The 19,667-nt window shown below is 64.8% G+C and carries 20 protein-coding genes; 9 read left to right on the top strand and 11 right to left on the bottom strand.

Annotated features, from left to right (window positions below):
• Positions 1-23: 23 nt before the first annotated feature.
• From ACEOAC_RS10900 to ACEOAC_RS10870, 7 genes are read right to left on the bottom strand one after another with little or no spacing between them, the layout of a single operon-like run.
• The gene (locus ACEOAC_RS10900; protein ID WP_413445335.1) at positions 24-686 is read right to left on the bottom strand and encodes a DUF1989 domain-containing protein; all 663 of its coding nucleotides are present in this window, start codon (positions 684-686) and stop codon (positions 24-26) included.
• Entirely contained in the window at positions 683-1,498 is an 816-nt protein-coding gene (locus tag ACEOAC_RS10895; protein WP_413628835.1) for an amino acid ABC transporter ATP-binding protein, read from the bottom strand. The genes ACEOAC_RS10900 and ACEOAC_RS10895 overlap by 4 nt, the downstream gene beginning before the upstream one ends.
• Positions 1,495-2,199: an amino acid ABC transporter permease gene (locus tag ACEOAC_RS10890; protein ID WP_413445290.1), complete on the bottom strand. Its 705-nt coding sequence runs from the start codon at positions 2,197-2,199 to the stop codon at positions 1,495-1,497. The genes ACEOAC_RS10895 and ACEOAC_RS10890 overlap by 4 nt, the downstream gene beginning before the upstream one ends.
• Before the next feature lies 1 nt (position 2,200).
• Positions 2,201-2,899 carry an amino acid ABC transporter permease gene (locus tag ACEOAC_RS10885; protein ID WP_413445291.1) on the bottom strand — a complete coding sequence of 233 codons (699 nt, stop codon included), beginning with the start codon at positions 2,897-2,899 and terminating at the stop codon, positions 2,201-2,203.
• A gap of 16 nt (positions 2,900-2,915) precedes the next feature.
• Positions 2,916-3,551: an urea carboxylase-associated family protein gene (locus ACEOAC_RS10880; protein WP_077235188.1), complete on the bottom strand. Its 636-nt coding sequence runs from the start codon at positions 3,549-3,551 to the stop codon at positions 2,916-2,918.
• Between the two features lie 5 nt (positions 3,552-3,556).
• The gene (locus tag ACEOAC_RS10875; RefSeq protein ID WP_241811796.1) at positions 3,557-4,192 is read right to left on the bottom strand and encodes a DUF1989 domain-containing protein; all 636 of its coding nucleotides are present in this window, start codon (positions 4,190-4,192) and stop codon (positions 3,557-3,559) included.
• Positions 4,193-4,214: 22 nt separating this feature from the next.
• Positions 4,215-5,048, bottom strand: a complete 834-nt coding sequence (locus tag ACEOAC_RS10870; protein ID WP_102661951.1) for a transporter substrate-binding domain-containing protein — start codon at positions 5,046-5,048, stop codon at positions 4,215-4,217.
• A 299-nt stretch (positions 5,049-5,347) separates the two neighbouring features.
• On the opposite strand from ACEOAC_RS10870, the gene ACEOAC_RS10865 reads away from it, so the two are divergent.
• Positions 5,348-6,229, top strand: a complete 882-nt coding sequence (locus ACEOAC_RS10865) for a MurR/RpiR family transcriptional regulator (RefSeq protein WP_413445292.1) — start codon at positions 5,348-5,350, stop codon at positions 6,227-6,229.
• 71 nt (positions 6,230-6,300) lie between these two features.
• Here the strand turns inward: ACEOAC_RS10865 and ACEOAC_RS10860 are convergent, their stop codons facing one another.
• Together ACEOAC_RS10860 and ACEOAC_RS10855 are read right to left on the bottom strand one after the other, a co-directional pair.
• Positions 6,301-6,708 carry a DUF2000 family protein gene (locus ACEOAC_RS10860; protein WP_006464806.1) on the bottom strand — a complete coding sequence of 136 codons (408 nt, stop codon included), beginning with the start codon at positions 6,706-6,708 and terminating at the stop codon, positions 6,301-6,303.
• A gap of 53 nt (positions 6,709-6,761) precedes the next feature.
• Positions 6,762-7,610 (bottom strand): AraC family ligand binding domain-containing protein, encoded by an 849-nt coding sequence (locus ACEOAC_RS10855; protein ID WP_413628834.1) that lies wholly within the window; start codon positions 7,608-7,610, stop codon positions 6,762-6,764.
• A gap of 264 nt (positions 7,611-7,874) precedes the next feature.
• On the opposite strand from ACEOAC_RS10855, the gene ACEOAC_RS10850 reads away from it, so the two are divergent.
• Positions 7,875-8,582 carry a YitT family protein gene (locus ACEOAC_RS10850; RefSeq protein WP_241811801.1) on the top strand — a complete coding sequence of 236 codons (708 nt, stop codon included), beginning with the start codon at positions 7,875-7,877 and terminating at the stop codon, positions 8,580-8,582.
• A gap of 18 nt (positions 8,583-8,600) precedes the next feature.
• Here the strand turns inward: ACEOAC_RS10850 and ACEOAC_RS10845 are convergent, their stop codons facing one another.
• Complete coding sequence (locus tag ACEOAC_RS10845) at positions 8,601-9,488, bottom strand: AraC family transcriptional regulator (RefSeq protein WP_413444071.1); 888 nt, start codon at positions 9,486-9,488, stop codon at positions 8,601-8,603.
• A 175-nt stretch (positions 9,489-9,663) separates the two neighbouring features.
• Between ACEOAC_RS10845 and ACEOAC_RS10840 the strand changes: the two genes are divergently transcribed.
• The 7 genes from ACEOAC_RS10840 to ACEOAC_RS10810 all read left to right on the top strand — a co-directional run bounded on the left by ACEOAC_RS10840 (position 9,664) and on the right by ACEOAC_RS10810 (position 18,157).
• Complete coding sequence (locus ACEOAC_RS10840; RefSeq protein ID WP_413628833.1) at positions 9,664-10,497, top strand: oxidoreductase; 834 nt, start codon at positions 9,664-9,666, stop codon at positions 10,495-10,497.
• Between the two features lie 118 nt (positions 10,498-10,615).
• On the top strand, positions 10,616-11,086 hold the full coding sequence (locus ACEOAC_RS10835; RefSeq protein WP_006464800.1) for a DUF305 domain-containing protein: 471 nt from the start codon (positions 10,616-10,618) through the stop codon (positions 11,084-11,086).
• 119 nt (positions 11,087-11,205) lie between these two features.
• Entirely contained in the window at positions 11,206-12,546 is a 1,341-nt protein-coding gene (locus ACEOAC_RS10830) for a hypothetical protein (RefSeq protein WP_413445610.1), read from the top strand.
• A gap of 152 nt (positions 12,547-12,698) precedes the next feature.
• Positions 12,699-13,958 carry a nitrate regulatory protein gene (locus tag ACEOAC_RS10825; RefSeq protein WP_006464798.1) on the top strand — a complete coding sequence of 420 codons (1,260 nt, stop codon included), beginning with the start codon at positions 12,699-12,701 and terminating at the stop codon, positions 13,956-13,958.
• 174 nt (positions 13,959-14,132) lie between these two features.
• Complete coding sequence (locus ACEOAC_RS10820) at positions 14,133-14,843, top strand: gluconate 2-dehydrogenase subunit 3 family protein (RefSeq protein ID WP_077235179.1); 711 nt, start codon at positions 14,133-14,135, stop codon at positions 14,841-14,843.
• A gap of 69 nt (positions 14,844-14,912) precedes the next feature.
• A complete protein-coding gene (locus ACEOAC_RS10815) occupies positions 14,913-16,694 on the top strand; it encodes a GMC family oxidoreductase (RefSeq protein ID WP_006464796.1) in 1,782 nt (593 codons plus the stop codon).
• An 11-nt stretch (positions 16,695-16,705) separates the two neighbouring features.
• The gene (locus ACEOAC_RS10810; protein ID WP_413445047.1) at positions 16,706-18,157 is read left to right on the top strand and encodes a cytochrome c; all 1,452 of its coding nucleotides are present in this window, start codon (positions 16,706-16,708) and stop codon (positions 18,155-18,157) included.
• 185 nt (positions 18,158-18,342) lie between these two features.
• Here ACEOAC_RS10810 and ACEOAC_RS10805 read toward each other — a convergent pair whose 3' ends face one another.
• Positions 18,343-19,392, bottom strand: a complete 1,050-nt coding sequence (locus ACEOAC_RS10805) for an NAD(P)-dependent alcohol dehydrogenase (protein ID WP_413445048.1) — start codon at positions 19,390-19,392, stop codon at positions 18,343-18,345.
• Between the last annotated feature and the right edge of the window lie 275 nt (positions 19,393-19,667).

Here is a 19,667-nt window from a genome sequence, read left to right as displayed (position 1 = left end):
GCTGACCGCGCGGCCCTGCCCGCTCAACCCTGCGGCACCCAGGTGCGCGTGCCAGGCAGGTCGGACTGGAACTGCTCCAGCACCCTGATCTCGACCGGCTTGGGGGTATTGTCGCCCTGCCCCTGGATCTTCACGATGTCCTGCGGACAGGCCGAGAAAGCGACGAAGCAATCCATCTCCGCACGCAGGGTGATGAAGTCGCCCGGCTTGGTCACCGTGGGCAGGGTCTTGAGGGTGATGCCGTCGGACTGGACGCGGATGTTCATGAAGATGTTGAACGAGGCCAGGTTGGCCCGTGGCGGGGTCACGCCCAGTTCAAACATGCCCTCGAACATGTTGTCGCAGCAATTGCGATGGTAATGCTGCACGCCGAGCAATTCGTAACGGCGGCGGTCGCAGGCGGCCATGAAGGTGTCATGTACGCCTGGTGTGGCGTCCTCCACCACGGTGAGGATGGGATGGCGCTGGTTGGTCACGAAGCTGTCGCCGAGCACCGGGTTGAGCCGCTGGTTCCAGACGCGGGTGGTCTCCATGCACATGTATTCGGCCAGGTCGTAGGCGTTCCATGCCCAGCAATCGACCACCTGGGTGCCGTGCGTATTGATGACGCGCACGGCCTGCCCGGCCTGCAGTCGCACGGCCTTGCCGTGGCCGGCGGGAACGGTAATGGAAGCGGGAGAAGTCATGATGTCGGGGTTCCTGGGTTGAAACGTTGAAGAAACTGGCGCAGCCGCGCCGAAGAGGGTTGGTCGATCACCTGCTCAGGCGGCCCCATCTCGACGATCTTGCCGCCGTCCATGAAGACCACCACATCGGCCACGTCGCGCGCAAAGGCCACCTCGTGCGTGACGACGATCATGGTGGTCTGGGCGGCCGCCAGGGCGCGCATCACGGCCAGCACCTCGCCGACCAGCTCGGGGTCGAGGGCCGAGGTGGGTTCGTCGAAAAGGATCACTTCCGGCGCCATGGCCAGCATGCGGGCGATGCCCACCCGCTGCTGCTGCCCGCCCGACAGCGCGGCTGGCATCGCTGTGTGCTTGCCGGCCAGGCCGACCTTGCGCAATGCTTCGGCGGCGATGTCGCTGGCCTCCAGGCGCGGAATGCCCTTGACCGAGATCAGGCCTTCCATGACGTTGTCGATCACGCTCATGTGCGGCCACAGGTTGAAGTTCTGGAACACCATGCCGATGCGGCTGCGCTGGGCACGGATCTCGCGCGCGGGACGGGGCTGCAGGCGCTGGTGCGGCCCTTCCCGCACGCCCACGCGCTCATCGCCGATCCAGACCTCACCGGCGTCGGGCGGTGCCAGCCAGTTCAGGCAGCGCAGCAGGGTCGACTTCCCCGACCCCGAGGGGCCGAGGATGCAGAACACCTTGCCGCGTTCGATATCGAGGCTGACGCCGTCGAGGATGCGCTGCGGGCCGAAGGACTTGACGATGTCGCGAACGCGCAGGGCGATCGCGCCGTCGGCGGGGGAATTCGGTTCTGTCGGGTTCATGGCGTGCTAGCGTTTGAAGAAGATGAAATGCCATGGGACTGGACGCCATGGGCGATGGCGATGCGCTGCTCCCAGCGTCGCGTCAGTGCATGCAGCAAGCCGGTGGCGGCCCAGTAGACCAGCGCCACCATGCAATAGACTTCCAGTGGCGCATAGGTCTCGGCCACCACGCTCTTGGCGGCGAACATGAATTCATGCACCGAGATCACCGACAGCAATGCGGAATCCTTGAACAGGCCGATACCTAGCCCGGTCATGGTGGGTAGTAGCAGGGGCAAGGCCTGGGGTGCCACGATCCGGCGTGCGATGGCCAGCGGCGGCATGCCGATGGCGACCGCCGCTTCCACCGTGCCCCGGGGCAGGCCGTCGATGGCGGCCTGGATCACCTGGGCGATATAGGGCGCGTAATAGATGGCCAGCGTCAGCACCCCCACCAGCGGCGCCGGCAGCAGCAGGCCGAAATCGGGCAGTACGTAGAAGCTCACATAGAGCAGCACCAGCAGGGGCAAGGCCAGGGTGACGGCGATATAGGCATCGATGAGCACGGCCAGCGGCCGCGGCCCCATGCGTCGCAATACCACCAGCACCATGCCCAGCAGGCAGGCCAGCACGGCACTGCTTGCGCACAGCCAGAAAGTGTCCACCAGACCTGCCAGCAGAGCCGGGACGTGCGGGCGCAGGATACCGGGATCGAAGGCCATGTCAGCTTCTCCCCGGAGTGGCCGGGGTGGCCGGGCTGGTCAGTCGGGTCTGACCGGTCCGCGGCACCCGGCTCAGGTGCTTGCCCAGCGCCAGGACCGGCAGCACGACGGCGAGATAGCCGATGCTCACGATCAGCATGATCTGGGACGAGGTATAGGTGCGCGCAATCACCATCTGCCCGGCGTAGGTCAGTTCGGTCACCGCCACCACCGAGGCCAGCGGCGTGGTCTTGAGCAGGATCGTGAATTCATTGACCAGCGCCGGGATGCTTGCCTTGAGCACCTGCGGCATCACGATGCGCGTGGCGATGCGCCAGGGCGCCATGCCCAGCGCGGTGGCGGCCTCGATCTGGCCACGGGGGACGATACGCAGGTTGCCGCGCAGGATTTCAGCGGTGTAGGCGCCACTGTTGAGGCCCAGCGTCAATGCCGCCGCCAGCAGCGGATGACCGCCCAGCCCGATCAGCGGCAGCGAAAAGAACACCAGGAACAACTGCACCAGCGCGGGCGTGCCGCGCATGAAACTGATGTAGAGCCGCACCAGCCAGCGCAGCGGGGCCAGCGGCGCCAGTTGCAGGGCCAGTGCCAGGTGGCCCCAGGCCAGACTGCCGATGGCGCCCAGCACGGTGAGCGAGACCGTCATCATCCAGCCGTCGAGCAGCGCGGGAAAACTCTGGATCACCTGGGGGCTAAACCACATGCGCGCTCTCCGTTGCCTACAGGGCGTTCAGTTCTTCGGCGGTGGCCACTTCCAGCGCCCCCGGTCGGTCGTTGCCGGGCACGCCGGTGCAACAGGCCGAGACCACGAAGACCATGTCGGCCACCACCCGGCAGGCGATGAAGTCGCCGGCCCGGGTGCGACTGGGCAAGGGAATGATACGGCCCTGCTGGTCCAGGTCGACATGCATGAAGAGATTGATCGGGTCCGGCAGGCGCGGCGGCGTCAAACCCTGCTCCCGGATGACGGCCGAGACCGACTCCACGCAGCCGGTCTGGCCGGCATAGCCGTTAGCGGCCAGCCAGGCGGTGGTGGAAGCCGGCATGAGCAGGTCGTGCGTGCCGACGCTATCCTTGCCCAGCACCATCAGCGCGCGGCGTCGGTTGCTGACGATGCGCATGCCCGCCTGCAGGACATAGGAATTGCTGAAGACGCGGGTATGGTGCACCGACATGAAGATGTCAGGCTGGGCGCGGTCGAAGGCGAACAGCATGGCGGTGGCGCCGTCCTCGCGCGCTTCGATGCGCAGGATCTGGCCGGCCTTGACGTCGATGGCGCGGCTTTCGCCGGCCGGCACCACCAGGCGCGTGGGTGGCAAGGGCTGACGGGGCGGGGTTTCTTTGAGCAGCAGCATGATGGTCAGTCGGTGGACGCCACAGCACGGCGGTGCGGATCGGCGTCATGGATGGAGATGGCGATATCGGTGACCCGCAGGCCGTTGCCGGGAATGATGTCCTGCGGGCAGGACGAGACGGCGCAGAGCAGGTCTTCCAGCACCTCGAAGGTGATGTGATCCCCCGGTTTGCTGGTCGGGTCGGTGACCTGCATGCGGCGGTCCGGGGTAACCGGGCCGTTCTGGAACAGATTGAAGGGCTCCGGCACGTCGAACTTGGACAGGCCGTGCAGCGCCAGGCCTTCGTGCATGTTGTCCAGGCAATTGCGGTGACCGATCACGTTGAAGTCGACCGTGAAGCGGGTGTCGTCGCAGGCCGGGACATTGGCATCATGCACGCCGACGGTGTCGGCCACCACGCGCAGCAGCGGCCGGTCCAGCGAGGAATACAGGTGGTCGCCGACGTCGAAGAAGATCGACTGCAGCCTGCGGCGGGTATGCGTGGGCGAGAGTTTCTCGCTCTTGTCGCCGGCGACGACGGCCACGAAATCGGCCGCCTGCTGACCCTCAACATCGGTGATGGTGAGAAACTGGCCGGCCTTGACTTCAAAGGTCCGGCCGTGACCGGCGGGGACGGTCAGGGAGTGGGTGTGGTTACACATGCTGGCAGGTCGTATTGGGCGCTTATTTGGCGGGAATGAAATCGGCATCGGGCGTGGCGAAGGTGACGCCCAGGTATTGCTGCTGCAGGCGGGCCAGTTCGCCACTTTTCTTCATGGCCAGGATCTGGTCGCTGACGGCCTTGTTCAGCCGCTTGTCTTCGGGACGGGTGGCCAGGGCGATCCACTGCGAGGGGCCCAGTTCGCCGGTGATCTTCATCTTGCCGGGGTGCTGCTTGATGACGTCGGCCAGCACGGTCAGGTCATCGAAGACGAAGTCGGCGCGGCGGGTCATGAGGGCGGCCACGGTCTGGTCCACGCTATCGACGCTGAGCAGGGTAATCGGCGCCAGCCCCTTGGCCTTGAGCGTGTCGTTGAACTGCTTGAGGATGCCCTCGGGCGCGCTGCCGGTCTTGACCGCGCCGGTCAGGCCGGCCAGCGATTCGGGGGTGGGGTTGGCGGGAATCCTGGTGAAGTCATCGCGCACCAGGGGGCCGTTGACGGTCTTGCCGGTCGGCACCACGTAGGCGATGCGCTTGGCGCGTTCGGCCGTCACGTTCAGTGCCGAGCCTTCCATGTCGAAGGAACCCGACAACAGGCCGGGAATGATGCCGCTGAAGGCCATGCGCTGGTATTCGATCTTCACGCCCAGGCTCTTGGCCACCGCCGCCAGCACGGCCGGGTGGTAGCCCACGATGGCGTTGGAGGCATCGGTGTATTCATAGGGCGCGAAGGTCGGATCGATGGCGACGATCATCTTGCCGCGGCTCTTGATGTCGTCCAGCGTGTCGGCATGGGCGGCGACGCTGCAGAACAGCAGTGCGGAAAGCAGATAGCGGGACAGACGTGGTGCGGACATGGGCGGCTCCTGGAGGTTGAGGGACGATGGGATCGCACAAGCGATCCGGGCAAGCACGATCGTGCAATGCATGTTTCATGCCAATCCACCCTGAAACACCAGTTTCCTGCGAGGAATGCCGTAAAACACCAGATACAATCAGGTCAAAGCTGAAATATCTGTTTCACGACCACGCCGACGACGTACAATGCCTCTCGATCCAGGGCAGCGCCGCCCCGCACAAGACAGGTGCGCCGCGCTGCACTGGAATGATTCTTGCACCATCGCGCAGCATCCCAGACCAGGCCGTCCAGACAACCATGGCAAGCATTCCGACCAAGAAGAACAAGGCTTCGGCCTCCATCGAAAGCCGCATCGCGGCGCAGTACGAACAGCTTTCGGGAATTGACCAGCGGCTGGCCGACATCATCCTCAGCGCACCGGGTCAGTTGGCCATGCAGACGGCCACGGAGCTGGCCGAAAGCGCGCAGGTGTCCAAGGCCACGGCCACCCGCTTTTTCCAGAAACTCGGCTATGCATCCTACGACGATGCCCGGGAAGACGCGCGGGCGGCGTTGATGGGCGGGTCGCCCCTGTATCTGCAGAAGCGCGGAGAGAAGGAAGCCCGAAGCGGGCTCGGCGCCACCATCGAGGCGCACCTGAACCATGAGGTCGCCAATCTGGCCAATACCTACCGCTCGCTGGACCCGCAGGTCCTGACCGATGCGGTCAATGGCATTGCCAATGCGCAGCGCGTGGCGATCATCGGCTATCGTCACAGCCATACGATTGCGCAGATGATCCGGCGCGAGCTGATCCAGGTGCGCAGCAATGTGCTGGTACTGCCGGCGCCAGGAGATACGCTGGCCGAGTACCTGGGTGACCTGGGCGAGCGCGACATGGCGATCGTGATCGGTCTGCGACGCCGGGTGCCGGCGATCTCCCTGGCGATGGAAGCCTTGGCCGAGGCCGGCGTGAAGACCCTGTACGTGTCCGATGTGATCGCCGGCAAGCCGGCCCGGCGCGCCGACTGGGTGATCCGCTGCCATACCGACGGCATGATGCTGTTCGACAGCGTGGTGGCCGTCTCCGCGATGGTCAACCTGATCTGTTCGCTGACGGCCGAACGGCTGCGCGAACGCGGCAATGGCCACCTGCAGCGGGTGGAGGTGCTACACCAGAAGCTGAGGGAACTGGAATGACGCGACCGGCCTGAGCGGCCGTCGCCATCCAGCCTGCCCGGGCCTGTCCCCTCCCCCGCTCTGTCCTTCCTTCAGGGATGCAGCGCCAGTCCCTTGGTGGCCTTGTCCACCGCCTTCTTGCCGCCGCGCAGGGCCAGTCCCACCAGGTTCATGGATGCCGGGTCTTCGGCCAGAAAGACCTGGCGATTGGCGTCGTCATGGCCGGTCGAGAACATCGCCTGCACATAGGGGGCGACGATCAGTTCACGTTCCAGGCCGATGCGATGGGCCGCCTGCAGCCCCTGCAGGTCGGCCTCGAAGATCAGGATGGGTTGGCCGCACAGGGCGGTGTAGCTTTTCCCGGCGGCATCGACATAGGGCGTGCCCAGGGCTTGCGGCGCGGCGGCGACGATGCCGGTGGCAAGGAATGCGGTGACGTTCAGGCGTTGCCACATGGGCAGGTCATTGCGCACCAGGATGGCGATTTTGGTATCGAACATGCGGTCTTCCCGATCAGAATTCAGAGCATTCCATCTTAGGAAGCCGCCGCGCTTCACTCTAGAACATTTGTGCAGACGCGCCGGTAGGCAGCCGGGGTGATGCGGTAGGCGCGCCGGAACCAGCGGCCCAGATGGCTCTGGTCGGCAAAGCCGGCGTCTGCCGCGACCTGGGCCGGATCATGGCCGGCCGCCAGCAGGCTGCGCGCCAGGCGGAGGCGCAATTGCACCAGATAGGCATGCGGGGTACGCCCGAAGGCCCGGCTGAACTGGCGACTCAGGCGGAACCGGTCCATGCCGGAACAGGCGACCAGGTCTTCCAGGCCCAGATCCTCGGAAAAACGTGCATGCATCAGATCGCGTACCCGTTGCAGGGCCGGGGAAGGTGGCTCGTTCCTTCCCGCGACACTGTCGTCGAACTGGCCGGAGAGCAAGACCAGCATGCGGTCCAGGGCCAGGTCGCGGGCCAGTTTGCCCTCGCGCTGGTGCAAGGCCAGGAAGGCCCGGTGGATGGCCCCGGCGAGCTGGGCGTCGTCGTGCAGGGTCTGGCGGAAGGTAGCGAAGCGGGTCATCGCGGGCAGGCGCAGGTGGTCGGTCATCCTGTCCAGCCAGGGCGTAGGCAGGTAGAGCATGGCGTAGGTAAAACCGCTCTCATGGGGCGCGTGACCGTCGTGCAGGGCACCGGGTTCGATCAGGATGGACTTGCCGGGGGTGCTGACGTGCAAGGCGGTGCCGCAGCGGAAGCGCTGCACGCCCTGCAGGGTCACGCCGACCAGCATCTCGTCATGGTCGTGCGGATCGTAGGCATGGCCGGAGAAATGGGCGCCGATGCTCTCGATGCCGCTGTCCTCGTCGCGCTGCAGCCTGATCCATTCCTGGGCGGGCGTGGGAGAAAGAATGTCCATGACGGGATTCTAGCCGGAGGCGACATTCCGGTGCTCATCCCTCGGACCCCCTGGCATATTTCCTGCTAGATGGGAAATGTTGCGAGGACGCAGCGCGGCCGCATCCAGTAGTCGCTGCGTCGCAACAAATCAATTACCATGCGCCCCTGCGGCGACTGTCGACGACAGAAGGCAGTCGCAAATGCAATGGTGGTGCCGGCTTACCCGCTGGCCTGTCCATTGCCGTAACGCGTTCGTTATCCACGATTGATGATTGGTATTGCCATGACGACCTCTACTGCCGGCTCTTCGTCTGCCTCCCCTGCCTCCGTGGCACCCGCTTCTTCCTCGTCTTCCTCGTCCCTACCCCGCCCGCGCGAGCGCGCTGCAGCGCTTCCCCAGGTGCGCCACAACTGGATCGACAACCTGCAGGGCCAGCTGTTCGGGGTGGTGATGATCGCCTTCGGCATGTCCATGCTGCATAGTCTCGGTCTCATCATCGGCCAGGTAGCCGGTGTGGCCTTCCTGGTCAGCTATGCCACCGGGGTCAGCTTCGGTACGGCCTTTGCGCTGATCAACCTGCCCTTCTACCTGCTGGCGGCCCTGCGCATGGGTGCGGCCTTCACCTGGCGCACGCTGGCGGCGGTGACCGCCGTGTCGGTGCTGACCAATATCGCCGGCAACTACATCAGCTACAGCCACCTCGATCCGCTGGTGGGTGCCGTGCTGGCGGGCCTGTGCGTGGGCATCGGGCTGATCGGCCTGTTCCGCCACCAGGCCAGTTGCGGTGGCATGAGCATCCTGGCCAGCTACCTGCAGGAGCGCACCGGTTTCAAGGCCGGCTGGCTGCTGATGGGCTTCGACCTGGTGCTGTTCGCCACGGCGGCCTGCTTCATGCCGGCCGACCGCGTGCTCTATTCGCTGGTGGGGGCCATCGTCATGAACCTGTTCGTGGCCTGGAACCACCGTTACGAGTGGTATATCGCCCGCTGAACGCTGCGGCCGGAGGGCTCAATGTGAGGACACGAACTGCGCATCCGCAAAGCCGGGCGGCAGGGCAAAGCTCTCGCGCAGGCGCCGGCATTCGGCCACCGGGGTGGCGCCGAAGAGGCGCTTGAACTCGCGGCTGAACTGGCTGGTGCTGACATAACCCACCGCATGGGCGGCCGCCTCGGCCGTCATCTCTTCGCGCACCATCAGCAGACGCGCCTGATGCAGGCGGATCGACTTCAGGTACTGCATCGGCGAGGCCTGGGTGATGTCCTTGAAATGCACGTAGAAACTGGGCGCGCTCATGCCGGCCTCGGCTGCCAGCTGCATCACGTCCAGGTCCTGCGCATAGTCGGTGTGGATACGCCGCAGCACCCGCCCGATCTTGCCGAAATGACCGCGCATGGCCAGGGCATTGCGTAGCGCCTCGCCCTGGGCGCCGGTAAGCACCCGGTAGTAGATTTCGCGCAGCAGCGCGGTACCGAGGATGGCGGCCTCCTGCGGTTGCGCCATCGCTTCCAGAAAACGCAGCAGGCTGCCCTGCAAGGCTGGCTCCATGGGCGAGGACATCATGCTGCGCGCCGCCTGCACGGCGGGGGCACCCTGGCGGTCGATCTGCAGCGCCAGCTCGGCAGCCAGCGTGAAGTCCAGGTGCAGGTACAGGGCCAGCAAGGGCCGTCGCGGCGTGGCATCGGTCTCCATGGTGAAGGGCACCGGCACCGAGACGGCCAGGTAGTGCTGCTCGTCGTAGAGATACAGCTCCCCGCCGAAATAACCCCGCTTGCGCCCCTGGCAGACGATCACGATGCCCGGGTCGTAGAGCACCGGCGTGCGCGCCAGCGGGCCATCGGCGCGCAGTACACGCACGCTCTCCATGGGCGTGAGGTGATAGCCCTCGGTGGGCGCCATGTCCTGCAGCAATTGGATGATGCGCTGCTGTACAGGGGCTTGCAGGGTGGGCTTGGCGGTACGCACGGCAATCTCGCGTTTCATAGTTTCAGGCAATAAAAACAGGTGATTACGGCTTAATGATTCGATGATAGCTGACTATTATGCACTCCCCTACTTGAACTGGAGAAGCATGATGTCCTTGCAGAAAACCTTGCTCATCACCGGCATCAGCAGCGGCTTCGGCCGGGCGCTGGCCGAGGCCGCCCTGGACGCCGGCCACCGCGTGGTCGGTACCGCACGCCACGCACAGGCGGTGGCCGACTTCGAGGCCCTGGCGCCGGGCCGGGCCTGGGGCCACATTTTGGACGTCACTGATACCGACGCCATCGCGCCCATGGTCAGCGCAGCCGAAGCGCAGACCGGTGGCATCGACGTGCTGGTCAACAATGCCGGCTATGGGCATGAAGGCGTGATGGAAGAATCGCCGCTGGCGGACATGCGCCGCCAGTTCGAGGTCAATGTCTTCGGCGCAGTGGCGATGATGAAGGCGGTGCTACCCTTCATGCGCCCCCGCCGCCGCGGCCACCTGATCAATATCACCTCCATGGGCGGGCATATCACCATGCCGGGGATCAGCTATTACTGCGGCAGCAAGTTCGCGCTGGAAGGTATCTCGGCCTCTCTGGGCCAGGAGCTCAAGGCGCTGGGCATCGCCGTCACGGCGGTGGCGCCGGGCTCGTTCCGCACCGATTGGGCGGGTCGGTCGATGGCGCGCTCGCCGCGCACCATCAGCGACTATGACGCCCTCTTCGATCCGGTCCGCAAGGCCCGCGAAGACAAGCACGGCAAGCAATTGGGGGACCCGGCGAAGGCAGCACAGGCGATGCTGGCCCTGATCGCCATGCCGCAGCCACCGGCCCATCTGCTGCTGGGCAGCGATGCGCTGCAACTGGTGCGCGCCGGCCTGGTCGCGCTGGAGCAGGAAATCCAGACCCATGAAGCGCTGAGCCGTTCCACCGACGGTTGAGCCTATCCTCCTTGCCGTCGTTGGGCATGAGCGGGTGACAGATTTGTCATTCGATTGTCATGCCGACGACGCCGTGCACTGCCTAGACTGCCCGTACTCATCACCTCCAGGAGATAGCATGAAGGCAGTATCGACAACGCACGGCCGGTCGGCCCGGGGCTGGCGCCTGATGCTGGCGGCTTCGCTGGCATGTTCCCTGGCTGCGTTCGCGGCCACCGCACCGGCCCATGACATGGGGGCCATGCATGGTATGGCTCATGACAGCCCGGCACCACTCACCACGGCAACGCCCCCCGTCTTCGTGGCCAGCAGCGCCAAACCCTTTTCCACACTGAATGACGATGCCATGGCCGTGATGGACTACGGCATGCAGCACGCGCCCATGAACGGTCAACCTGACCACGATTTCGTGAGCATGATGCTGCCCCATCACCAGGGTGCCGTCGACATGGCGCGTGCCGTGCTGTTGTACAGCCAGGACCCGGAGATACGCAATCTGGCACTGGGCATCGTGGCCGAACAGCAGAACGAGATCCAGGTGATGCAGGCCTGGCTCAAGCGCCACGGCTACCCCTCCAGCGCGCCCTGAGCCCGCCATCACTGTACCTCCCCCGCTTTTCCAACCACCGCGCCAACGCCATGAAATCATCCAGACTCGCACTTTCCACCCTCACCATCTCGCTGCTGTCCTTGCTGTCCTGCTCAGCCATGGCCCTGCCCACCGCCCATGACCGGGTGTACACGGCCGACCAGAACAGCAATACAGTGTCGGTCTTCAATCCTGCCGACAATACGCTGGTGGGCCAGATCCGCCTGGGCAATCCGCGTCCGGACGTGCTCTCGCCCCTGTATCGCGGCCAGATCAACGTGCACGGCATGGGCTTCTCGCCGGACCACAAGACCCTGGTGGTGATCTCCAACGGGTCCAACTCGGTCACCTTCATCGATACCGCCACCAATGCCGTCAAGGGCGTGACCTATGTCGGCCGCTCGCCGCACGAGGGCTTCTTCAGTGCCGACGGCAAGGAAGTCTGGGTGGTGGTGCGCGGCGAGGACTACATCTCCGTCATCGACCCGCAGACCTTCAAGGAAACCCGTCGCATCCAGACCGCCGTGGGTCCCGGCATGGTGCAGTTCCTGCCGGACAACAAGCTGGCCTTCTCGGTATCGAGCTTTACGCCGCAGGTGGATGTGATCGACGTGAAGTCGCATACGGTGATCAAGAAGATCGACGTGGTGAGCCCCTTCTCGCCCTTCCTGCAATTCACGCCCGACCACAAGGAACTGTGGATGACCCACAAGGACGTGGGCAAGGTGACCCGCATCGACACCCGCACCCTGAAGGTGACCGGCGTGATCGATACCGGCTTCATCACCAACCACCTGGCCTTTGCCACGGTCAACGGGCAGGTGCTGGCCTATGTCACGGTGGGTGGCGAGAACGTGGTCAAGGTCTACAGCACCGATGCCCAGGCGCAGTTGCTGGCGACCATCCCGACCGGCGCGCTGCCGCATGGCATCTGGAGTTCCGACGACAGCAGCCGGGTCTATGTGGGCCTGGAAAACGGTGACGGCATGGAAGTGATCGACCCGGCGCAGAACAAGGTGATCGCCCACGTCGCCGGTGGCCAGGCGCCGCAGGCCCTGATCTTCCTTTCCAACGTGGTCGGCGACGGCGATGGCAAGCAGAACCTGGCGCCGCTGGCCAATGCAGAACCGCTCAATATCCGCCTGAAACCCGTGACGACGCCGGAAGCCAAGGGCTTCGTGGTGTCGCGCAACCTGGGCGTGGTCGATGCCCTGGAGGTGTCGCTCTTCAAGCTCAAGCCGCAGACCAACTACAACGTCTACCTGAGTGGCCAGAGTGCGCCGGTGGCCAGCTTCGTGACCGATGCCAAGGGCATGTCCAACGGCACGGCCATCGGTCCGGCGCGCCGCCTGGCCGAACCGGGTGCGCAATCTTCCCAGTCCGGCCCGCTGAAACTGATCGTGATGGAAGGCACGGCACCAGCCGACGCCAGCCGTGCCGTGCTGGTCAGCGACATGTAATCAGGTACGGCGGGGCGGACCAGGGTGCAAGGTCGCCGGCCCGCCCCGGGGTTTCGGGCAGGGGAGCGATCCTTTACAATCGCGGCAGCGCCGGGCATTGCACGAATATTGCATGCCCTGGCGGCTGCCCGCTCCCTCCCTTTCCTGCGCCCATGAGCAACGTCCTCAACTACCTGATCACTGCCCGCCGCTGCGAAGTGGAAGAACTGCAACGCCTCGCCCGCACCTGCCAGCTGGTGCTGACGGTGGGCAAACTGATCCACTGCCTGCAGCAGGAACGTGGCATTTCCAATATCTACCTGGGCTCGCGCGGTGAGCGTGATGCCCTGGTGTGGCGCGAGCGCGTGGCCGCCAGCGAGGTGGCGCAGCAGGAATTTGCCTCCTGGCTGGAGGCAACCGAACATGACAACGCACTTTCCAACGGTGCCCGCCTCTACACCCGCATCGCCTTCGCCTTGCACGCCCTGGACGGCCTGCCGCGCCTGCGCGCCGACGTGGCGGCCCTGGCCTGCTCGCCGGCTGCCAGCTACGAACGTTTCAAGACGCTGGTGGGGGCGCTGCTGGCGCTGGTGTTCGAGGCCGCCGATGTGGCAGTCGATCCGCAGATCTCTCGCCTGCTGGTGGCGCTGTTCAACCTGATGCAGGGCAAGGAATTCGCCGGCCGCGAACGCGCCGGCGGCGCCGCGGCCTTTGCCATGGGCAAGATCACGCGCGAGCAGGAACAGAGCATCGAATACCAGATCGAGATGCAGGAGCAGGCGCTGCGCCGTTTCGAGTCTTTCGCCGAGGGTTTCCGCAATGAGTGGACGGCGATGCAGGCCACGCTGCCGCTGGCGGAGCTCGAGCGACTGCGCCGCAAGCTGCTGACCTCGCACGAGCGGCCGCTGGATTCCGATATGGCCGATGCCTGGTACCAGTGCTGCTCCACCCGCATTGACGGTCTGCATCAGGTCGAGATTCACCTGGCGCAATACGTGCAGGCGCAATGCCGCGCCAAGATCATCGAACTGCAGAAGGAGCTGGACGATCAGGGCCAGTGGTTCAGCCAGGAAGAGGCGCTCGATCCGCTGGCACCCCTGGCGACCTTCTCCTCCAGCCTGGATGGCGGGCACCTGAGCGGCGGCCCCATGGATGCCGGGGTCGGGCCGCACCTGACACAATCCATCGTCGATCTGCTGCGGGCGCAATCCGAACGGCTGCAGAACCTGACCCAGGAACTGGCCACCGTGCGCGAGAGCCTGGAAGAACGCAAGCTCATCGAACGCGCCAAGGGCGTGCTGATGATGAAGCAGGGGCTCAACGAAGAAAACGCCTATCGCCTGCTGCGCAAGCATGCGATGAACCAGAACCGGCGCATCGCCGAAGTGGCCCAGGCCATCCTCTCGCTGACCGAGATCCTGCCGGACGCCTGAGCAGCGGACATGCGGACATCGCGGTGCTGGTACAGCGTTGCGATGTCAGACGTTTCCGACACCAAAACCTCAGATTCACTGATCCCTTCACGCTGCACAAGCGCGCATCATGGCTCATCCGTACGGAAGGCGTCTGCCTTGCTGCGGCCCCGATTTCCCACACGGAAACGCGCCATGAAAAAAATAAGCATCTCCGCCAATCGCCGCCACTTCCTGCGCGGCGCCCTGACTGCCGCGCCGGCTGCCGCGCTGGCGGTGACCACCGGCAGCCTCACCGTGGCTGCCCAGGGCCAGTCGGCCAAGCCCGGCGACAACACGCCCTACAAACCCAGCTTCTTCAATCAGGATGAATTCGCCCTGCTCAGTGCCCTGGCCGAGGTGCTCATCCCGGCCGATGAAAACGGCCCGGGTGCGCTGGAGGCAGGCGTGCCCGAATTCATCGATGCCCAGATGAACACGCCCTACGGCCAGGGACAGCTGTGGTACATGCAGGGGCCGTTCACGCCGGATGCACCAGCGGAGTTCGGTTACCAGCTGCCCTACCCGCCGCGTGAACTGTACAAGAAGGGCCTGGCCGAGTTCGACGCCGCCATCAAGCAGCAGTACGGCCAGGGCTACGTCGGGCTGAACCAGCAGCAGCGCGAAAAGATGATGGGCGAGTTCGAGAAGGGCAATGTGAAGATGGCCAGCATTCCCCCTGCGGCCTTGTTCAACCAGTTGCTGCAGAACGTGCACGAAGGCTATTTCTGCGACCCCGTCGATGGCGGCAACAAGGGCATGGCCGCATGGAAGATGATCGGCTTCCCCGGTGCCCGCGCCGACTACTACGACTGGGTGGACCAGTACGGTCGCACCTATCCGCTGCCGCCGGTCTCGCGCGGCTGATGGCCCGGGCTTCCCTGCCCCTGCCCATTACTTCTTTCCCTCTTCCCCTTCCCCAGGAAGCACAAGCACATGGCCAACAAGAACATGAAAGCAGTCGACGTCGTCATCGTCGGCTTCGGCTGGACCGGGGCCATCATGGCCAAGGAAATGACCGAGGCCGGTCAAAGCGTGGTGGCGCTGGAACGTGGTGTCTATCGCGATACCTATCCCGATGGCGCCTATCCCAAGACCATCAATGAGCTGGACTACCAGCAGCGCTTCAAGCTGTTCCAGAACCTCAACAAATCCTCCTTCACCTTCCGCCGTAAGATGGGCGACAGCGCCATCCCCTATCGCCAGATCGCCATGTTCAAGCCGGGCGAAGGTGTGGGCGGTGCTGGCTTGCACTGGTCGGGCTGCCACTGGCGCATCCTGCCGGAAGAACTGCGCATGCGCAGCCATTACGAAGAACGCTACGGCAAGAACTTTATCCCCAAGGATATGAACCTGCAGGACTGGGGGGTGAGCTACGAAGAACTGGAACCGTATTTCGACTTCGCCGAAAAGATGATGGGGACTTCCGGCACCGCCTATCGGGTCAAGGGTCGCGTAGTGGACAATGGTGGCAACCCCTTCGAGGCCGACCGCTCCGACGCCTTCCCGCTGCCGGCGCAGAAGGAGCAATACCAGGCGGCGCTGTTTCGCAAGGCGGCGCAGCAGGCGGGCTTCCATCCCTTTACGCTGCCCTCGGCCAATGCCTCGGCACCCTATGTGAACCAGTATGGTTGCCAGATGGGGCCCTGCACCTTCTGCGGCTATTGCTCGGGCTATGCCTGCTACAACTATTCGAAGGCCTCGCCCAACGTCAACATCATGCCGGCGCTGCGCCAGAGCAAGCTGTTCGAACTGCGCAGCCAGTGCAATGTGTTGCGCATCGAACTCGACAGCACCCGCAAGAAGGCCACCGGCGTGACCTACATCGATGCCAACGGCGACACCGTGTTCCAGCCAGCCAATATCGTCGTGGCCAGTACCTTCGCCTACAACAATGCGCGGCTGTTCCTGCTCTCGGGCATCGGCAAGCCGTATGACCCGGTTTCCAATACCGGTGTGGTGGGCCGCAATATCGCCTTCCAGATGATGTCCACCATCAATGCCTTCTTCGCGCCGGGCAAGAACATCAATGGCTTCATCGGTGCCGGTGGCAACGGGGTGGCGGTGGATGACTTCAATGGCGACCACATGGACCACGGGCCGCTGGGCTTCGTGGGCGGTTCCCCGATCTGGAGCAATCCGGCCGGGGCCAAGCCAATCTCGGGGATTGCCGTGCCGCCCGGCACACCCAAGTGGGGGCGCGCCTGGAAGCAGGCGGTCAAGGACAGCTATCTGAACACCATGTCCTTCGACGTGCATGGCGCCAACATGGTGTATCGGGACGTCTATGTCGATCTCGATCCGAACTACAAGGACGCCTTCGGCCAGCCGCTGCTGCGTTTCACCTTCGACTGGAAGGACAACGACATCCGCATGAGCCGCTATGTCACTGATCAGGCGGTCAAGATCGCGCATGAACTGAAGGCGCGCGAGATCAAGGTCACGGTCAAGGATTTCGGCGCGGCGCCGGACCTGCGCAGCTACCAGACCACGCACTGGGCCGGTGGCGTGGCCATGGGCAATGACCCGTCCACCAGCGTGGTGAACCGCTACCTGCAGAGCTGGGACGTACACAACGTGTTTGCGGTGGGCTCGGGCGTATTCGCCCAGGGCATCGGCTACAACCCGACCGGGGCGGCGGTGGCGCTGACCTACTGGTCGGCCCGCGCCATCCGCGAGCAATACCTCAAGGACCCGCGTCCGCTGGTCAGCGCGTGAGCACGGGAGTGATGATGAAACGACTGATCCTGACCTCCTCCCTGGCACTGGGCGCGGCCATGCTGGCCGCGGCAGCCGCTTACAACCTGGCGTATGCCGATGATTCGCTGACCGTTGCGGCGCCGCCCAAGCCGCCGATGGGCGGGCGGCTGTTGAATCGCGAAACGGCGCCCTTGCAGCCCTTCGCGGTACCGCCGGCCGATGCCGCGCTGTCGCAACGCATTGCCGCCAAGGGCAGCCCCAGTGCGGACGACCAGTTGCTGCTGCGGGGTGCCTACCTGGCGCGGGCCGGCGATTGCGTGGCCTGCCATACCAGCAAGGGTGGCGCACCCTTTGCGGGCGGACTGGCGCTGGCGTCCCCGCTGGGCGCGATCTACTCGACCAACATCACGCCGGACAAGGAACACGGCATCGGCGACTGGAGCTACGAGGACTTTGCGCGTCTGATGCGTACCGGCGTCACCCGGGCTGGCTATACGGTCTACCCAGCCATGCCCTACCCGTCCTATTCGCGGCTGAGCGAGGAGGACATGCAGGCGCTCTATGCCTACTTCACCAAGGCCGTGCCGCCGTCTGCCCAGGCCAATCGCGCCAATGACATCCCGTGGCCGCTGTCGATGCGCTGGCCGCTGGCGATCTGGCGCAAGCTGTTCGCGCCGACGCCGACGCCTTATGCAGCACCGGCCGGCGGCGACCAGGAACTGGCACGGGGTGCCTATCTGGTGGAGGGACTGGGACATTGCGGCAGCTGCCATACGCCGCGCTCGACCACGCTGCAGGAAAAATCGCTGCGTGACGACAGCAGCCGTCTCTACCTCTCCGGTGGCCAGGTGGTGGATGGCTGGAGCGTGCCGTCGCTGCGCAACGAGCATGGTGGCGGCATCGCTGGCTGGAGCCAGGCCGATCTGGTGGAGTTCCTGCGCACCGGACGCAACCAGTTCACAGCCTCCTTCGGGGCCATGAATGACGTGGTCGAGCATTCCATGCAATACCTGAGCGAGGCCGATCTCAATGCCATCTCGCGCTACCTGTTGAGTCTGTCGCCGCGCAACGATGCGGCGCCCTATCGCTATGACGAGGTGAGCGCCACGGCCGCCTACGAGGGCCGCCCGCAGACGCCGGGCGCGGCGCTCTACGTGGATCGCTGTGCCGCCTGCCACCGCAGCAACGGCACGGGTTACGGCAAGGCCTTCCCGGCACTGGCGGGCAATCCGGTGCTGCAGACGGGCGATGCCACCTCGGCCATCCGCATCATCCTGCAGGGCGGACGCCAGCCGGCGACCGATTCGATCAAGGGCGGACTGGTGATGGCGCCCTACGCGCAGTTGCTCAATGACCAGCAGGTGGCGGAAGTGACCTCGTATATCCAGACCGCCTGGGGCAATCGCGGTGGGACGGTGTCGGCGGCCGATGTGGCGAAGATCAGGAAGACGGCGAAGCCGGTGGAGGATCGGGCGCCGTGAGGGCGGGAGCAAATGGCCTGGCACTACACCGGCCAAGGTACTCACCAAACAGCTGCGGATAAGGCGAACTTGCCTTGATCAAGCGCGCAAGCTCGCACGGGTGATCTTTCCCATGACGCCGGGGAGCGATAGACAAGTGGAACGATCCTGCGCTCAGGACCGTTCCACAGAGGTTGGCAAGGGGATCAGGCCGCCATGCTCGCGTTGTCGATCACGAAGCGATACTTGATGTCGCCCTTGAGCATGCGCTCATAGGCGGTGTTGATGTCCTCGGCGCGGATGAGCTCGATGTCGGCGACGATGCCGTGCTGGGCGCAGAAGTCCAGCATCTCCTGGGTCTCGGGAATGCCACCGATGAGCGAGCCGGCCAGGGAGCGGCGCTTCATGATCAGCTCGACCACGCTGGGCGATGGGTGTGGCTCGGCCGGGATGCCCACCAGGGTCATGGTGCCGTCGCGCTTCAGGAGGCCAAGGAAGGCATCCAGATCGTGCGGGGCGGCCACGGTGTTGAGGATCAGGTCGAAGCTCTTGGCATGGGCGGCCATCTCATCGGCATTGCGCGAGACCACGACTTCATCCGCGCCCAGTGCCTTGGCATCGGCACGCTTGGAGTCGGAAGTGGTGAAGGCCACCACGTGCGCGCCCATGGCATGGGCGATCTTGATGCCCATGTGGCCGAGGCCGCCGATGCCGACCACGCCGACCTTCTTGCCAGGGCCGGCGCCCCAGTGGCGCAGCGGCGAATAGGTGGTGATGCCGGCGCACAGCAAGGGTGCCACGGCAGCCAGGTCGGCTTCCGGATGGCGGATGTTCAACACAAAGCGTTCATGCACCACGATCTGCTGCGAATAGCCGCCCATGGTCCAGCCGGGAGCGTCGTCGGTCTTGCCGTTGTAGGTACCGACCATGTTGTCGCAATAGTTTTCCAGGCCTTCTTCGCAGTCGGGACAGGTCTGGCAGCTGTCGACCATACAGCCTACGCCGACCAGGTCGCCGACCTTGAACTTGCTGACGTGGTCGCCTACGGCGGTGACGCGGCCGACGATCTCGTGGCCGGGAACGCAGGGGTATTGGGTGCCGGCCCATTCGGAACGGACCTGGTGCAGGTCGGAGTGGCAGATGCCGCAGTAGGCGATGTCGATCTGCACATCATGCGCACCGGTGGCGCGGCGGTTGATCTGCAGGGGTTCCAGCGGCTTGTCGGCTGCATGGGCGCCGTAGGCATGTACTTGCATGGGAATCTCCTTGAGTCAGACGGGAATTGAAAACGGACGTGCAGACGGGCGGGGAACCTGTCGCGGAACAGGGCATTGTGACGTGGCGGGCGGAGTGAAGACAGACCTATTCCGCTACGATTATTGCCTGAAATTCCACCGGTCCGCACGAAGCCGGATGACTGCATGCACGGCAAGCGGGCAAACGGGGCCTGACGGCGGGCAGCGGCTTTCCGAAGGGCAAGCAAGCAGACCAGCCGATTCTGCCTCATCATGTGGGCCGGGATTCGCTGGTC

It is taken from the genome of Herbaspirillum frisingense (assembly GCF_047325095.1).
In the GTDB taxonomy this organism is placed as follows: domain Bacteria; phylum Pseudomonadota; class Gammaproteobacteria; order Burkholderiales; family Burkholderiaceae_D; genus Herbaspirillum; species Herbaspirillum frisingense.
This window is presented reverse-complemented; position numbering and strand designations above follow the sequence as displayed.

Excerpts from the sequence above, each read along its gene's own strand:
- ACEOAC_RS10900 (WP_413445335.1), bottom strand. The coding sequence starts at position 686 with ATGACTTCTCCCGCTTCCATTACCGTTCCCGCCGGCCACGGCAAGGCC.
- ACEOAC_RS10895 (WP_413628835.1), bottom strand. The coding sequence starts at position 1,498 with ATGAACCCGACAGAACCGAATTCCCCCGCCGACGGCGCGATCGCCCTG.
- ACEOAC_RS10890 (WP_413445290.1), bottom strand. The coding sequence starts at position 2,199 with ATGGCCTTCGATCCCGGTATCCTGCGCCCGCACGTCCCGGCTCTGCTG.
- ACEOAC_RS10885 (WP_413445291.1), bottom strand. The coding sequence starts at position 2,899 with ATGTGGTTTAGCCCCCAGGTGATCCAGAGTTTTCCCGCGCTGCTCGAC.
- ACEOAC_RS10880 (WP_077235188.1), bottom strand. The coding sequence starts at position 3,551 with ATGCTGCTGCTCAAAGAAACCCCGCCCCGTCAGCCCTTGCCACCCACG.
- ACEOAC_RS10875 (WP_241811796.1), bottom strand. The coding sequence starts at position 4,192 with ATGTGTAACCACACCCACTCCCTGACCGTCCCCGCCGGTCACGGCCGG.
- ACEOAC_RS10870 (WP_102661951.1), bottom strand. The coding sequence starts at position 5,048 with ATGTCCGCACCACGTCTGTCCCGCTATCTGCTTTCCGCACTGCTGTTC.
- ACEOAC_RS10865 (WP_413445292.1), top strand. The coding sequence starts at position 5,348 with ATGGCAAGCATTCCGACCAAGAAGAACAAGGCTTCGGCCTCCATCGAA.
- ACEOAC_RS10860 (WP_006464806.1), bottom strand. The coding sequence starts at position 6,708 with ATGTTCGATACCAAAATCGCCATCCTGGTGCGCAATGACCTGCCCATG.
- ACEOAC_RS10855 (WP_413628834.1), bottom strand. The coding sequence starts at position 7,610 with ATGGACATTCTTTCTCCCACGCCCGCCCAGGAATGGATCAGGCTGCAG.
- ACEOAC_RS10850 (WP_241811801.1), top strand. The coding sequence starts at position 7,875 with ATGACGACCTCTACTGCCGGCTCTTCGTCTGCCTCCCCTGCCTCCGTG.
- ACEOAC_RS10845 (WP_413444071.1), bottom strand. The coding sequence starts at position 9,488 with ATGGCGCCCACCGAGGGCTATCACCTCACGCCCATGGAGAGCGTGCGT.
- ACEOAC_RS10840 (WP_413628833.1), top strand. The coding sequence starts at position 9,664 with ATGTCCTTGCAGAAAACCTTGCTCATCACCGGCATCAGCAGCGGCTTC.
- ACEOAC_RS10835 (WP_006464800.1), top strand. The coding sequence starts at position 10,616 with ATGAAGGCAGTATCGACAACGCACGGCCGGTCGGCCCGGGGCTGGCGC.
- ACEOAC_RS10830 (WP_413445610.1), top strand. The coding sequence starts at position 11,206 with ATGGCCCTGCCCACCGCCCATGACCGGGTGTACACGGCCGACCAGAAC.
- ACEOAC_RS10825 (WP_006464798.1), top strand. The coding sequence starts at position 12,699 with ATGAGCAACGTCCTCAACTACCTGATCACTGCCCGCCGCTGCGAAGTG.
- ACEOAC_RS10820 (WP_077235179.1), top strand. The coding sequence starts at position 14,133 with ATGAAAAAAATAAGCATCTCCGCCAATCGCCGCCACTTCCTGCGCGGC.
- ACEOAC_RS10815 (WP_006464796.1), top strand. The coding sequence starts at position 14,913 with ATGGCCAACAAGAACATGAAAGCAGTCGACGTCGTCATCGTCGGCTTC.
- ACEOAC_RS10810 (WP_413445047.1), top strand. The coding sequence starts at position 16,706 with ATGATGAAACGACTGATCCTGACCTCCTCCCTGGCACTGGGCGCGGCC.
- ACEOAC_RS10805 (WP_413445048.1), bottom strand. The coding sequence starts at position 19,392 with ATGCAAGTACATGCCTACGGCGCCCATGCAGCCGACAAGCCGCTGGAA.